Genomic DNA, 13,929 nt, shown 5'->3' on the forward strand with positions numbered 1-13,929 from the left:
CTTGGAACTGATCAGTTAGATTATTTAAGAACCGGAAGGATTTTCTCTACGTCTGTATGAGGTCTCGGAATTACGTGTGTAGCTACAAGCTCTCCAAGTCTGGATGCTGCTGCGCTTCCGCTCTCTACTGCAGATTTAACTGCTCCTACATCTCCACGAACCATAACTGTTACAAGACCGGAACCGATCTTCTCTGTTCCTACCAGAGCAACGTTAGCTGCTTTACACATCTGGTCAGCTGCCTCGATAGCTGCTGTAAGTCCTCTTGTCTCAACCATTCCTAATGCTTCCTGTGTCATGATCATATCCTCCTTGTGGATTATAAATGCTTTATTTGTTCTGTTTACTTCTGACTATTTTGGTGCAGCAGCTTATTTTTTGCTGCTGTTTTTGCTTTCCAGTGCTTCTTCCGGATTTTCTTGCTGTCTCTTTTTCCATCGGCTTGCACTCAGCTCAACCAGTTTGACGATTTCCTCGTGGGGATTGGCAATTACCGCATAACTGGCAGGCTTCTTGATAGCCTGCTCTACTGCTGCATTGACAGCTGCTGTAACTGCTGATACATCGCCTTGTACGATCAGGGTCACCAGTCGTCCGCCCAGCTTACGCTCCCATGACGCCAGCTCAACGTCTGCCGTTTTGCACATGATGTCCAGGGCATTGATCGCCGCAACTACACCAGTGATTTCTATAAATCCATATGATTTTCCCATGAGCGAACTCCTTAACTAATTTCTATTCCTCTCAAAGCCTGAATCAGAGCTTTGGAAGGATTTTCTCTACGTCTGTATGAGGTCTCGGGATCACGTGTGTAGCTACAAGCTCTCCAAGTCTGGATGCTGCTGCGCTTCCGCTCTCTACTGCTGCTTTTACAGCGCCTACGTCTCCACGAACCATAACAGTTACAAGACCGGAACCGATCTTCTCTGTTCCTACCAGAGCAACCTCTGCTGCTTTTGTCATTGCATCTGCTGCCTCGATCGCAGCTGTGAGGCCTCTTGTCTCAACCATTCCTAATGCTTCCTGTGCCATGATTCTATCCTCCTGAATCCTATTCGTTACTTTTTTATCATATATGATTCCGTCACTTTTGTAAAGTTAAGTTACGGAATCCTCTCAATCTTTATCCAGGGCGCTGATCTTCAGCATTTTCTGTGTACCTGGTTCCGGGTTGGGGATTATGTAATGCTGTACCACACCTGTCATGCTCTCTGCGACCTTCATGCCGGCTTCTACCGCTGCTGTGACATCTGACACGCTTCCGCGGTACTTGATGCAGACAAGAAGCGGTACTGGCAGGCTGTCCGCATTCGCCGGTTTATTCTTATCGAATACCTCCAGGTGGACATTTGCAGCCTTGCACCCGGCGTCAGCTGCCACAAAGGCTGTCGCAAGTCCGAAGACCTCCAGAATTCCTACAGCTTCTGCCATGTTGCTTCTCCTTTCCCGTTAAGGTTATTTGTTAACAACCGCGATCTTAAGACCTGTCATTGCCAGGTTCTTCTCAAGTGCCTCGTTGATCTCTTCCAGCGGATACTTGTCAGTGATCAGCTCAGACATTGGAAGTCCGATTGCTTTTGCTCTCTTAAGGAAATCAAATGTTGTTGCATAATCTCTGAGGTTGTATACCCAGGAACCAACAAGGTTGATCTCTTTGGAGCAGAGGTCGAAGTGCGGGTTGATGGTTGCATCTCCACCGTTGATGAAGAATCCAAGCTCGCAGAGGCCGCCGCCGTTGCGGATGAATTTGTAGATATTGGAATGAGCATGAGGATTTCCGGTACACTGGAAAGCGAAATCTGCAAGATGTCCGCCCTGAGCCTCTTTCACAGCCTCAGCAAGTGCCTCAACACCCTTGAAGTTCATAAAGTTTACAGTTGTAGTTGCGCCCATTCTCTTGGCGAATTCAAGACGCTGCTCGTTTCCGTCTACTGCACAGATGTTGTGAACACCCATTGTATGAAGAACAGCGATACAGATCAGACCGATCGGTCCGCAGCCCTGAACAACAACTCTGCTGTTGAATTTCAGGATTCCTGTTGTTTTTGCTCTCTCTACTGCATGTACAAGTACTGCACATGGCTCGATGAGGATACGGGAATCAAGATCCAGATCACTTACATTGAAGAATGTGGAACCGAAGCTTCCGCCTCTGATGAAGATGTAATCAGCGAACCATCCGTTGAATTTAACATCATCGTCCGGAAGAAGTCCGTATACGTCAGCGCCACCTACGTTTTTCTTGTTGAGGTCGAACATTGTGATTTCCGGATCATCTTTGAAGATCATACATGTAACGATCTTATCTCCGACTTTAACCGGTTTACCGGCTGTATCAACCTTAACGTTTTTACCCATTTTTACGATCTCGCCGGTTCCCTCATGTCCGAGAACTACCGGAATAAGACCAAACGGGTCATTTTTGTACTCATGAGCATCTGTTCCGCAGACACCGCATCCCTCAACCTTAACAAGGATGTCGTCGTCACCGACTTCCGGAAGATCATACTCCTGAAGCTCAAAATGTTTCTTCTCTGTCATCATTGCCACTCTTGCTTTTTTAGGAATTGTATTTCCTGCCGGAGCAGCCGGAGCGCTTGCAGCAGCTGCTGCAGGAGCGTTTCCTGTCATGCCGGAGAGAACCTGTTTAACGATTTCTTCGATATTTACATTGTTCATATCCATGATTTATGTTCCTCCTGATCAACGAATGCAAAGGCTGTCTGTCATTACGCAGCGTCTTCTCTTTGTGAATGTGCTTGCGCTTGTAAGTCCCTCACCGGTACGGCTTGCAATGGTAAATGTACAGAAGCCTTCTCCACCAAATCCAAGTGCGGAATAGGACGGACCGTTCTTTACAAGGATCGCTGTGTCGATTGCTTTCGCATATTTTGTAATGTTATCAATATTCTTGGAATGAATATGTGCGGAATGACGGTTGCCATGCTCAAGCCATACAGCCTGCTCTACAGCGTCATCAAAATCCTTTGCTCTTACGATTCCGAGGATTGGCATCATAAGCTCTGTTGTGATAAGCGGATGCTCCTTCGGTCCCTCGAAGATAATGCAGCGGGTATTTGCCGGTGCCTGAACTCCGATCATGGAAAGAAGTGTCTTCGCATCACGTCCTACACATTTACGGTTCAGCTTGCCGCCTGCAAGTACAGTCTCAACAAGCTTATCCTGCTCTTCCTTGGATGCAAGGTAGCAGTCATTTTCTGTAAGCATGTAGTGCATTAACTCATCAACTACGGAAGATACTGCAACAACTTCCTTCTCTGCGATACATGGAAGGTTGTTATCGAATGTACATCCGTTTACGATATCCTGAGCTGCCTTACGGATATCAGCAGTAGCATCAACCAGTGCCGGCGGGTTTCCTGCTCCTGCACCGATTCCTCTCTTACCGGAGGAAAGAACTGCTGTTACAACACCAGGACCTCCTGTTGCTGCGATCAGATGGATATCTTTATGTTTCATCATAATATTGCTTGTCTCAAGAGTTGGTTTCTCAACTGTGACAGCGATATTATCCGGGCCGCCTGATTCCAGGGAAGCCTCATTTAAAAGATTGATTGCGTAAATAGAAGTTTTAACTGCTGCCGGATGTGGGTTGAATACTACTGTATTTCCACCTGCCAGCATACCCATTGTGTTGCAGAGAACTGTTTCACTCGGGTTAGTACATGGTGTGATCGCACCGATAACACCAAACGGTCCCATCTCGATCAGAGTCAGTCCTCTGTCTCCGGACCATGCAGTTGTTGTAATGTCTTCTGTTCCAGGTGTCTTGTCTGCTACCAGGTGATGCTTCAGGATCTTATCTCCTACATTACCCATACCAGTTTCCTCAACACCCATACGTGCCAGTACTTCCGCATTTTCTTTGATCTTCTTGCGGATGCAGGTGATGATCTTTTCTCTCTGGTCCATAGACATTGTCTTAACTACCAGCTGAGCCTTCTTGGCTGCTTCGATAGCATCATTCATATCCTTGAAAACGCCATGTTTTCCGGCCGGAGCATCTGCGATCTGCATTTTTGCCATAACTTCCTGTACAATTTCCTGTACCATATTCTCACTTATTGGCATGAGATGTCCTCCTTAATATTCCGTCAAAAAATTATTTCAGCCCAAGCTGAGCCATAACCTGTTTTGTGATCTGAGCAACAAGTTCTGCATCATTCTTTGCTGCGTCTGCTGCAGGAGCTGTATCTTTATCACAATCACAGTCTTTTCCAACGAAATCATACTGATATCCTGGGAACTGTTTGTAGTCCTCGCTGTGGCATGCACCGCCGCAGTTGTGGCAGTTCTTGCCGTCTTTGTTCAGGCAGAGGCTTGCCGGATGTTTTCCAGGCATACCGAATTTACGACGGATCGCATAGAGCTTCTCGATGTTCTCTTTGTCGAATTCCTTCGGTCCGCCAAGGAGCTTGGTCTGATACAGAAGCTGTGCATAGAACTCTACAGACTCCATCTTCATATATGCAGCGTTAAGGTCTGTGCTCCATGTAAGTGCTCCGTGGTTCTCAAGAAGTACTGCATCGAAGTATGGAAGGTATTTCTCAAGGTTGTCCGGAATCTCCATCGTGGAAGGTGTGCCGTACTCAGCGATCGGAACACATCCAAGAGCGATAACTGCCTCTGGCATGATCGGCTGTGTAAGCGGGATACCTGCGATCGCGAAAGATGTTGCATAGATCGGATGAGCATGTACAACAGATCCTACGTCCGGTCTCTTCTCATATACTCTCATATGCATCTTGATCTCAGATGATGGTTTGAATCCCGGGTTAGCCTGGATCACATTACCCTTGCCATCTACCTTACAGATGAACTCTGGTGTCATGAAGCCTTTGGATACACCTGTTGGTGTGCAAAGATACTCGTTCTCAGCTATTTTAACGGAGAAGTTTCCGTCGTTAGCTGCAACCATGTTACGGTTGTAGATTCTCTTACCGATGTCACAAAGCTGTTTTTTGATTTCAAACTCGTTTACCATGCTTAATTTCCTCCTTGAGCATTGGATTGCACTATTTTGTTTCTGAGAACATTTTACCCCATACCACAAAATAAGTCAAGGACAATCCGTTGTTTTGTGTTGGTTTCTTGTTGTTTTTTATGTTGTTTTTATTGTTTTTTATATTTTCTGTTTGCAAAGGATCTTTTCTCTGTAATCCTGTATCTCTCAGCCGCCGATCTGACAGTCCAGACCGCATACCGCATGCACTGCATTCTTCAGCATCAGCATATGTTCTGCTGTGGGCGGAAGGATTCCTTCCATTAAATAGGGTCTGCCAAGTCCTTCATATTTATCCTGGCCCAGTCTGTGGTACGGAAGAAGATGGATCTTGTTTACGCCCGGAAGGGATGCTGCAAATCTTGCGATTGCCTGGATCTCTTCCACAGAATCATTAAATGTGGGGATCACCGGAACGCGGATCACCAGTCTGGTTTTTCCGTAGAGCGCAACTCTTCTTGCATTCTCCAGCATCAGTCCGTTGGCCCGTCCTGTGAATTCTTTATGTTTTTCCTGATCCATATGCTTGATATCCATCAGATATACATCCAGATAGGGAAGTACCTGTTCGATCTTTTCCCATGGGGCACAGGCCATACTTTCTACCGCTGTGTTGATCCCTCTCTCCTTTGCCGCGCGAAGAAGATCTCTGGAAAAGTCCGCCTGACACATACATTCCCCTCCGGAAAGGGTGATCCCGCCTCCGGAACGATAATAATAGGCACGGTCTTTTTCCACTTCTTCGATCATCTCACGAACTGTCACGTCGCGGCCGATCACTTTATCTTCTCCCAGAACCTTCATGTTCTGGATCCGGTATTCCTGTGATTCCGGATTGCAGCACCAGCGGCAGCGAAGAACGCAGCCCTTCAGGAACACGATGGTACGGATACCCGGTCCATCGTGTACTGAATATTTCTGAATATCAAAGATCCTGCCCTTTGTATCCAAATAGTCCATTCGTTACTCCTTTAGAAGCCCTGCTCAGTACGTCTGATGATATCGTCCTGCAGAGATCTGGAAAGTGTAGTGAACAATGCGCTGTAGCCTGCAACACGTACAACCAGATATTTGTACTTCTCCGGATGCTTCTGTGCATCCAGAAGTGTTTCTCTGTCAACAACGTTAAACTGCATATGCATACCCTTCTGATCAAAGTATCCGCGGATCAGTGCTACGAATTTCTCCAGTCCTTCTCTTCCTGCAAGTGCTGACGGATGGAATTTCTGATTGAACAGTGTTCCGTTGGATACGATAAAATGATCCAGACGGGATACAGAAGTTGCCGCAGCTGTCGGTCCCTTCACATCCTTGCCGGCTGACGGGGAAACACCATCTGCTACCGGAGTATGTGCGTAACGGCCATCCGGTGTTGCACCGGTCTGTCCGCCAAGCGGAACATTTGCAGATACAGGATAAAGTCCTGCCTGATAATGTCCGCCTCTTGGGTTCATATATTTCTGAAGCGGTCTTGTGTAAGTATAAGCCACATCCCTTGCAAAGTAGTCCACATCCGGGATATCATTTCCAAACTTCGGAACCTCCTCGATCATCTTGTGGATCTCTTCGAATCTTGCCTTTTTCTCCGGAGATGGCTCTGTTCCGAGAGCTGCTGTCATAACAGCTGTTGCGGTCTGCTCATTTACGCTGATGCCATTCTCCTGAAGCTTCTGCATAACGATGGTGGTGATATCTGCTGCAGACTGTGCATCGATACCCTTGCCGTAGTTCCATGCCAGAGCCTCCTTCAGCTCTTCCATGGTCATCTTCTTTTCTTCATATACAAGCTTGCGGATCGCATACAGAGAATCTGCCATGTTTGCAATACCAAATCCCTGAGGACCTGTAAAGTTATAAACAGCTCCGCCTTCCTGAACGGATTTGCCTCGTTTCAGGCAGTCATCCACCATACAGGAAAGGAATGGAAGCGGACATCTCTCCGCATGTGCCACATCAATGGCATTATCAGCATTTACAAGCAGGGAAATGAAATATTCCATCTGTTTCTTATATGCATCATAGAACTCATCGAAGCTCTTCATCTCTGTGACATCGCCGGTCTGGACACTGATCTGTACCCCTTTGTCCATACCATTAGAGAAAACCATCTCCAGCGGACGGCACATGTTAAAGAATGCAGCGTCATGCCAGCCCTCTGTCTTACCTGCCTTCTGCGGTTCTACACAGCCGATGATGTTATATTCTCTGGCATCTGCAAGAGAAAGGCCGCGGTTCTGCAGTGCAGGAATGATAACCTCATCATTGTAATAAGCCGGAAGTCCGATTCCTGTTCTTGTAAGCTCTGCAGCCTTGATCAGGAATTCATGTGGTGATCCGTTCCATACTCTTACAGAAAGAGACGGTGCCGGAAGGTGCACATGCATAGACGCCTGGATGCACATAAAGGAGAGATCATTGGTCACATCCTCGCCATCCTTGTTCTGGCCACCTGCGATCAGGTTCTGGAAAAGGCTGTAGCCTGCAAAGCCTTCTGCAGATGCAGCATCACGGCATTTATTCAGGTCGTTTAATTTTACCCATATGCAGTCCATCAGTTCCTGGGCAAATTCTCTGGTAAGATTGCCTGCTTCCATATCACTCTTGTAATACGGATACATATACTGGTCAAAACGTCCCGGAGAAATAGAATGTCCGCTGCTTTCCATCTGGATCAGCTGCTGTACAAACCAGAAGGACTGGCACGCCTCATAGAAGTTACGGGCGCCCTTCGCCGGTACGCGTGTACAATTGGATGCGATCTGAAGGAGTTCCTGTTTTCTGGTCGGATCCTGACACTGATATGCCATCTGCTCTGCGAGCTCGGCATAGCGATGTGCATAGTCAATAACTGCCTGACAGCTCATGATAACTGCTTCCAGGAAACGGGATTTCTTTGCGTAATCACCATCTCCTACATTACACTCATCCAGTTCCTTCTGAGCTTTGGCAATGATTCCTTCATAACCGATTGCCAGAACTTCTTCATATTTAACGGTTACGTGTCCTACACCATTGTAGAAATAGTTTCCGGGTGTAAAAATATTGTGGTCAATGGCAAGAATCGCTTCCGGTGCCATATAGGAGGTTGCAAGCTCACTGGTAGTCTTGCCTTTCCAGTATTTATGTACCTCACGGAGCTCCGCCTTGGTTTCCTCCGCAATATAAAATGGATCGGCTGTTCTGGTAGCCACTGTATCCAGCTCATCTTCCAGCCACTGGAAAGAATACTCCGGAAACGTCTGACATCCTCTCGGCGCCAAAGTGCTGCTTCCGACGATCAGCTCCTCATCACGGATGATGATCGGAATGTTGTGCAGGATGTGGGCAAATGCCTTGGCTCTGCGGGTGATGATCGGCTCGTCTTCTGTTGCTTTGTAAGACTCTGTGATCAGTTTTGCTCTGGCAGATTCGATCACCGGCATCTTTGCATAAAGATTATCTACAAGATGTGTGATCCTGTCTGTTTTCGGAACATCTGCTATATGAAATTTCTCCATGATTCTCCTTTCTCATAACCGGTTGTTTCTGGTGATCTGTCTGCCTCTACGCTTCCAGAACCGCTCCTGTCCGGCTATGTGCTCATGTAGTTTTATTATACCTTACTCCTACTTCGATGTCAACGAAATCCAACATGTGTTTCTAGCTGTTTTTGTGGTTTTTATCGGTTGCGCCCTGTTGATTTTATTTGTTTTTTGTATTTTTATGTTTTTCTCTATTGACTTTGTTTTTCTGCTCTGCCATACTTGGATTTATATAGGAATTCCTTTGTTTTTCAGAAAAAATTTATGCAAAGCGGACATTCGTATTCCGCTCTGTCACATGTTCTCAAACAGTAAAAGAGGTGTATTTTTATGTATCTTTCTGATATGCATACCCACTCCATCGCCAGTGGTCACGGTACGGAATGTACCATCACCAACATGGCACGCGCAGCTGCCGAGAAAGGTCTCCGGCTTCTCGGGATCACTGATCACGGTCCCGGCACTCTGGCAGCCGGAACTTCCTCCTATTTCCGCAGCCTTACCTATTCTCCCAAAAAACATTTCGGTGTAGAATTACTCTACGGAATTGAACTGAATATCCTTGACCGCAGCGGAACGGTAGATTTAGATCAGGAATTATTATGCAAACTTGATTACGCCATTGCCAGCATGCATGCCTGGAATTACCGCTGCGGTACCAGAGCCGAAAACACAGAAGCTTTTATCAATGTAATGAAAAACCCCTGTGTAAAGATCCTCGGACATAGTGATAACACTCATTACCCGGTTAATTATGATGCGCTTGCAAGGGCTGCCAGAGAAACCGGCACGATCTTTGAGATCAACGAAGCTTCTCTTGCACCTTATGGCTATCGTGGCGACACAAGAGAAAACTGTTTCGAGATCCTTCGATGCTGCCGCAAATATGATCTGCCGCTGCTTCTTTCCAGTGACAGCCATGGTCCGGAGCATATCGGAGATTTTACCTGTGCTGCTGAGTTTGTTCATCAGGCCATGTTTCCGGAACAGCTGATCCTCAACAACCAGATTCCCAGACTCAAGGTTTTTCTCCAAACCAGAGAATGATCTTCTGTATCTTTTCCGACAGATAACAGATATTGTCCCCCCAAGCAAAACAGGCCAGTTCAAACACAGGAATATACATTTTCCTGTATCTGAACTGGCCTGTTTTTTATTTTTCCCGCTGCTTCCGTACAATTTCCGCAAGCTCGCTATATTTACCTGTAACATATCCGAAATTTTCTCTTCTGTGAGGAAGCTTGCATTCGGTGCAGTCTTTGATCCCGCTTTCCGTAAAGCGGAAATTACCACCACATTTATCTCCCAGTGCATATAAAGGACAATAGCAGAACAGACAATTGAAGTTCTCCGGATCTGCTCCTTTATGGCACGGAAAATACTCACAGTTTTTGTGGCTGAAGTAAGAGTATTCTTTGCCTTCCCAGTATGGTTTCTCCATGGCTCTTTTCTCCTCTCCTGACATAACCACACATAATTTTTTCCTATAAAAAGAGGTAGCGATGCCACCCCGGGGTAGAAATATAATCCGTTCATGAGTGCGCGGAGGGAACGAATGTATCCGGAGTAGTATCGCCTGCCATTTAATCATGTATAATTCATATGAACAGGCGCATTCCATAAAAAAATGCCTACTCTCGTAAAAAAGTAGACAACGTCCCAGGGGTGCGGAGTCCCTGAAATGGTTGTTACACTTTACACGGAAGTTTAACCTCGCCATAACAAGCAGGTTTCCTGGCTCCGGGATCATGACTCCTCTCTCCTTCTCATACATACGTACAATGGACTATGAGATTCGCTCCTCCGTTACAGTGACCGGATCGCTCAGGTTTCACACCTGATTCCCTTTTCTGTGGACTTCTGATAATCAATATATAACTGTCAGCTATCCTCAGCACTTGCTATGTTCAATATGGAATTATACTGACATCATAATAACATCCTGTTAATTATATGTCAATACTGTTTTCAATATTTATACATTTTTGAGCATATTTTGTTGCCGTTCAATCCGTTCCATGGGTTTTCAATATTTTTTCCGACGTCAAAAACAGCCCGACAAACTGCTGTCGGGCTGCTGTATTTTTATTTTCTGTTGTACGTTCTTATTATACAAGACGTCTTACAGATACAATTGTTCTGTATGTAGCATCATTGCTGATCTTGATCCCGTCCTGAGAGTTCGATGCATGAACGATCTGGCCATTACCCATGTAAATAGCCACGTGTCCGCCATAGCAGATCAAATCTCCCGGCTGTGCATCTGCGTAGGATACTTCTGTACCTGCATTCTGCTGCTCATAGGAGGTTCTCGGAAGGCTGACTCCGAAGTTCGCATAGACGCTCTGTACAAATCCGGAGCAGTCTGCACCGTTGGTAAGGCTTGTTCCACCCCATACGTAAGGATTTCCCACAAACTGTGTAGCATAATTCACAACAGAAGATCCGGAACCACTGCTGTAAGAAGAACTGTCACTGTCTGAAGATGTATCCTCTGCATTAGATGTGTCCTCTGCATTAGATGTGTCCTCTGCACTTTCTTCAGATGCGTCTGTGCTGTTATCGTAATCTGCGTCTGCATTATCCTCTGTATCCTCAGTATCCTCGGACGCATCATCATTCTCACCATTGTCTGCATCTTCATCCACATCCTCGGTGTCATCTTCTGCAGTATCCTCATCTGCATTCTCGATCACGTCGCCGTCCTCATCGTACTGTACGTCTTCGCTCTCGTCCGCCTCATCCTGCTGTGCTTCCTGCTCTGCCTGGCGTCTTGCTTCCTCTTCTGCCTCAGCCTGTGCTCTCGCTGCTGCTTCAGCCTCGGCCTGACGTCTTGCCTCTTCCTCTGCTGCAATACGCTCAGCCTCTAATCTCTGAAGCTCTGCAGTCTGCTCTGCAAGAAGGTTGGCATAATCTGTAGCCTGCTGCTGTGCGTAGGCAATCTCATTATCATAATCTGCGGATGTGGCACGCTTCTCATCCAGCTGTGCCTGCAGGTTCTGGGACTCTGCCTCATATTCCTGCTTCATTCCCTCCAGCTCTGCCTTCTCCTGTGTGTACTGTGCCTCCAGGTTTGCCACCTGCTGGATCGTATTGGAATATTTTTCAAGACTCTTACGGTCCTGCTCATAAGTCTTCTGTGTGTACTCTGCTCTTGTAAGAAGGTCAGACAGGTTCTCTGCATTCAGCATCATCTGGAACCATGCATCGTCTCCACCCTTCTCATAGAGATACTGGATACGTTTCTTCATTGCCTCATACTGTTTCTGCTTGGCATTTTTGGCCTTCTCAAGGTTGGTCTGTGTAGATGCAATGTCGGCTTCCTTATTGGAGATATCTCCCTCCAGTGTCTGGATCGAAACCATCACGTTTACAAGATTGGCATCAAGAGTTGAAATCTCGCCTTCAATCTGTGACTTCTGTGAGGAAAGCTCATCCAATCTGGAATAAGTCGCATTCAGCTGTTCGTTGGTCGCATCCATCTCCTGCTGAAGTGCTGCCTCATCTTCTCTTGTTGCGCTTACGCTGACTACCTGTGCTCCGCTGATGATGAGCGCCAGTGTCAGACATAATATCCTTTTCTTCATGACTGTTCACCCTCGCAATCTGATTCTAATTTAATACAGCGGATCTGACCATCCGCTTCGTTGGTTTTCTTTGTAATACTTTTGCAATATCTTGTTTCAATCTTTTTATATATTAACACAGTGTTATTTAGATTGCAAGGATTTTCTATTAATTAGTTTAAAACTTTGTAACATTTATTAATGATTTTGACATTAAAAAAGGAGAACCCGGGTTATCTCAGGTTCTCCTCTCACGTTTCTTATTGCTATTTGTTACATATAAATTTCTTTCATTTCTTCCAGCATATCCTGATCAGAAAAGATCTGCAAGGATCTGATTGGCTGTCTTGTTCAGATATCCGTTGGGATCGGAAAGAGTGCTTCTGTTCCATCTGAAGTATGCACCGTTTCGGATATAGTTACCACTGGATTCATGATAATCATATTTGCTGACTCCAGGATACTTGGACATGTAAGTTTCTGCCAGCTTGATCGCCTGGCTTCCGTAAGTTCCGCTTGGTGTCGGTGTTCCGGAAATCTGTACGCCGGCATTCGGTGTACAGTGGAGGATCACAACACTCTTATCGGAACACTGTCCGAGAACGATCCAGGTATGTCCGCTGTTGTATCCGATATCTCCCGGATAAAGCTTCCAGTTTGAGCTTGCCAGCTGAGACTGGGAAACAACGGTACCCATTCCCTTGCCGGAATACAAAGATCCAAGATTTCCGGAAACATCCGTGTACATAGGTCCACCGGATCTGCTCTGCATGATCTGATATACAGACCATCCTACAAAGCCGGAGCAGTCAAGGCCCTTCTGTTCTGTAGCTTCACTGAGATCCATATAATCTCTGTAATTATAGGAGCTGGAATTGCTGTCATACCACTGTTTCCATTTTGGACTGATGCCCTTTCTGGTCGCATCTGACCAGTTGTGGCCGCCGCCCCATACGTAAAGAGTCTTTCCTACCGGAAGTAATGCATTGGCAAGGAAATTCTTGATAGTCTTGGAGCTTGTCACTGTAGTAGTGCTTGGGTTTGTATCCAGGACACCATTGCTGCCAAATGTATACTTCTTGCCATCGATCGTCTTCGTTCCCGTAGCCATGACACCGGTTGACGGATCGAAATAATATTTATATCCTTTTTTGGAATTTGTGACCCAACCGGTAGCCATCACGCCGCTCTTGCTGTAAAAATAATAGGTATCGCTGCCGATCTTCTTGAAGCCCTTATACATAGCTCCCGTGTTTGGATCAAAATAACGCTTCTGCTGTTTCTTATTCGTTGCCCAGCCCTTTGCCATAAAGCATTTGCTGGTAAAATATCTGGTCACATTCTGCTTGTCTGTAAGGAATACGCTTCTTGCAGCAGCACCACTGCCGCTGTAGAAATAATATTTCTTATTACTGATCGTGGCCCATTTCGTTGTCATATATCCGCTGGTGGGATTAAAATAGCGGGTATTGTTCTTGCTGTCTGTAAGCCAGCCTGTTGCCATATAGCCCTTGGCACCGTTGACATTATAAAAATATCGTTTGCCCTTGGAATCCTTAGCCCAGCCCTTCATCTGCACGCCTGTGGATTTATTAAAAAAATATTTCTTTCCGTTCAGTGTAAGCCAGCCTTTTACCTTCTGGCCATTCTGATAATAATAGGACTTTCCGTTTTCTGTTTTAAAGCCGTTTTTGGTCGCAGCCTGTACATCTGTTGCCGTTGTATGTACAGTTGCTCCGGCTGCAAAGAACATCAGAACAAAAAAAAGTCCCCAGAGCTTCCATTTTCTGCTTAATTTTCGCATACATACCTTCCTTTG

At 46.1% G+C, this 13,929-nt stretch carries 13 protein-coding genes and 1 riboswitch; of the genes, 1 reads left to right on the forward strand and 12 read right to left on the reverse strand.

Going from position 1 to position 13,929, the window contains the following annotated elements:
* Positions 1-20: 20 nt before the first annotated feature.
* From ACTNDQ_RS00200 to ACTNDQ_RS00240, 9 genes are all read right to left on the reverse strand, one after another.
* The gene (locus ACTNDQ_RS00200; RefSeq protein WP_005427721.1) at positions 21-299 is read right to left on the reverse strand and encodes a BMC domain-containing protein; all 279 of its coding nucleotides are present in this window, start codon (positions 297-299) and stop codon (positions 21-23) included.
* A 72-nt stretch (positions 300-371) separates the two neighbouring features.
* Complete coding sequence (locus tag ACTNDQ_RS00205) at positions 372-713, reverse strand: BMC domain-containing protein (protein ID WP_118368606.1); 342 nt, start codon at positions 711-713, stop codon at positions 372-374.
* Between the two features lie 43 nt (positions 714-756).
* On the reverse strand, positions 757-1,032 hold the full coding sequence (pduA, locus tag ACTNDQ_RS00210; RefSeq protein WP_015525952.1) for a propanediol utilization microcompartment protein PduA: 276 nt from the start codon (positions 1,030-1,032) through the stop codon (positions 757-759).
* A gap of 84 nt (positions 1,033-1,116) precedes the next feature.
* Positions 1,117-1,431, reverse strand: a complete 315-nt coding sequence (locus ACTNDQ_RS00215) for a BMC domain-containing protein (RefSeq protein WP_015525953.1) — start codon at positions 1,429-1,431, stop codon at positions 1,117-1,119.
* A 24-nt stretch (positions 1,432-1,455) separates the two neighbouring features.
* On the reverse strand, positions 1,456-2,685 hold the full coding sequence (locus ACTNDQ_RS00220; RefSeq protein ID WP_278795364.1) for a zinc-binding dehydrogenase: 1,230 nt from the start codon (positions 2,683-2,685) through the stop codon (positions 1,456-1,458).
* Between the two features lie 18 nt (positions 2,686-2,703).
* Positions 2,704-4,092: an aldehyde dehydrogenase family protein gene (locus ACTNDQ_RS00225; protein ID WP_021651547.1), complete on the reverse strand. Its 1,389-nt coding sequence runs from the start codon at positions 4,090-4,092 to the stop codon at positions 2,704-2,706.
* A gap of 31 nt (positions 4,093-4,123) precedes the next feature.
* On the reverse strand, positions 4,124-5,005 hold the full coding sequence (locus ACTNDQ_RS00230; RefSeq protein WP_320810410.1) for a class II aldolase/adducin family protein: 882 nt from the start codon (positions 5,003-5,005) through the stop codon (positions 4,124-4,126).
* Between the two features lie 186 nt (positions 5,006-5,191).
* Positions 5,192-5,983 carry a glycyl-radical enzyme activating protein gene (locus ACTNDQ_RS00235; RefSeq protein ID WP_441063156.1) on the reverse strand — a complete coding sequence of 264 codons (792 nt, stop codon included), beginning with the start codon at positions 5,981-5,983 and terminating at the stop codon, positions 5,192-5,194.
* Between the two features lie 11 nt (positions 5,984-5,994).
* Complete coding sequence (locus tag ACTNDQ_RS00240) at positions 5,995-8,520, reverse strand: glycyl radical protein (protein WP_279201150.1); 2,526 nt, start codon at positions 8,518-8,520, stop codon at positions 5,995-5,997.
* 354 nt (positions 8,521-8,874) lie between these two features.
* Here ACTNDQ_RS00240 and ACTNDQ_RS00245 point away from each other — a divergent pair, with 354 nt between their 5' ends.
* Complete coding sequence (locus ACTNDQ_RS00245; RefSeq protein WP_021651550.1) at positions 8,875-9,591, forward strand: phosphatase; 717 nt, start codon at positions 8,875-8,877, stop codon at positions 9,589-9,591.
* A 106-nt stretch (positions 9,592-9,697) separates the two neighbouring features.
* Here ACTNDQ_RS00245 and ACTNDQ_RS00250 read toward each other — a convergent pair whose 3' ends face one another.
* The 3 genes from ACTNDQ_RS00250 to ACTNDQ_RS00260 all read right to left on the reverse strand — a co-directional run bounded on the left by ACTNDQ_RS00250 (position 9,698) and on the right by ACTNDQ_RS00260 (position 13,914).
* Positions 9,698-9,985 carry a cysteine-rich small domain-containing protein gene (locus ACTNDQ_RS00250; RefSeq protein WP_173723397.1) on the reverse strand — a complete coding sequence of 96 codons (288 nt, stop codon included), beginning with the start codon at positions 9,983-9,985 and terminating at the stop codon, positions 9,698-9,700.
* A 266-nt stretch (positions 9,986-10,251) separates the two neighbouring features.
* Positions 10,252-10,421: riboswitch (cobalamin riboswitch) on the reverse strand.
* A 231-nt stretch (positions 10,422-10,652) separates the two neighbouring features.
* Positions 10,653-12,131, reverse strand: a complete 1,479-nt coding sequence (locus ACTNDQ_RS00255; RefSeq protein WP_441063160.1) for a C40 family peptidase — start codon at positions 12,129-12,131, stop codon at positions 10,653-10,655.
* A 292-nt stretch (positions 12,132-12,423) separates the two neighbouring features.
* Positions 12,424-13,914 carry an N-acetylmuramoyl-L-alanine amidase family protein gene (locus tag ACTNDQ_RS00260; protein WP_441063162.1) on the reverse strand — a complete coding sequence of 497 codons (1,491 nt, stop codon included), beginning with the start codon at positions 13,912-13,914 and terminating at the stop codon, positions 12,424-12,426.
* Positions 13,915-13,929 lie beyond the last annotated feature (15 nt).

The sequence above is a fragment of the Blautia massiliensis (ex Liu et al. 2021) genome (assembly GCF_052064225.1).
In the GTDB taxonomy this organism is placed as follows: Bacteria; Bacillota; Clostridia; order Lachnospirales; family Lachnospiraceae; genus Blautia_A; species Blautia_A fusiformis.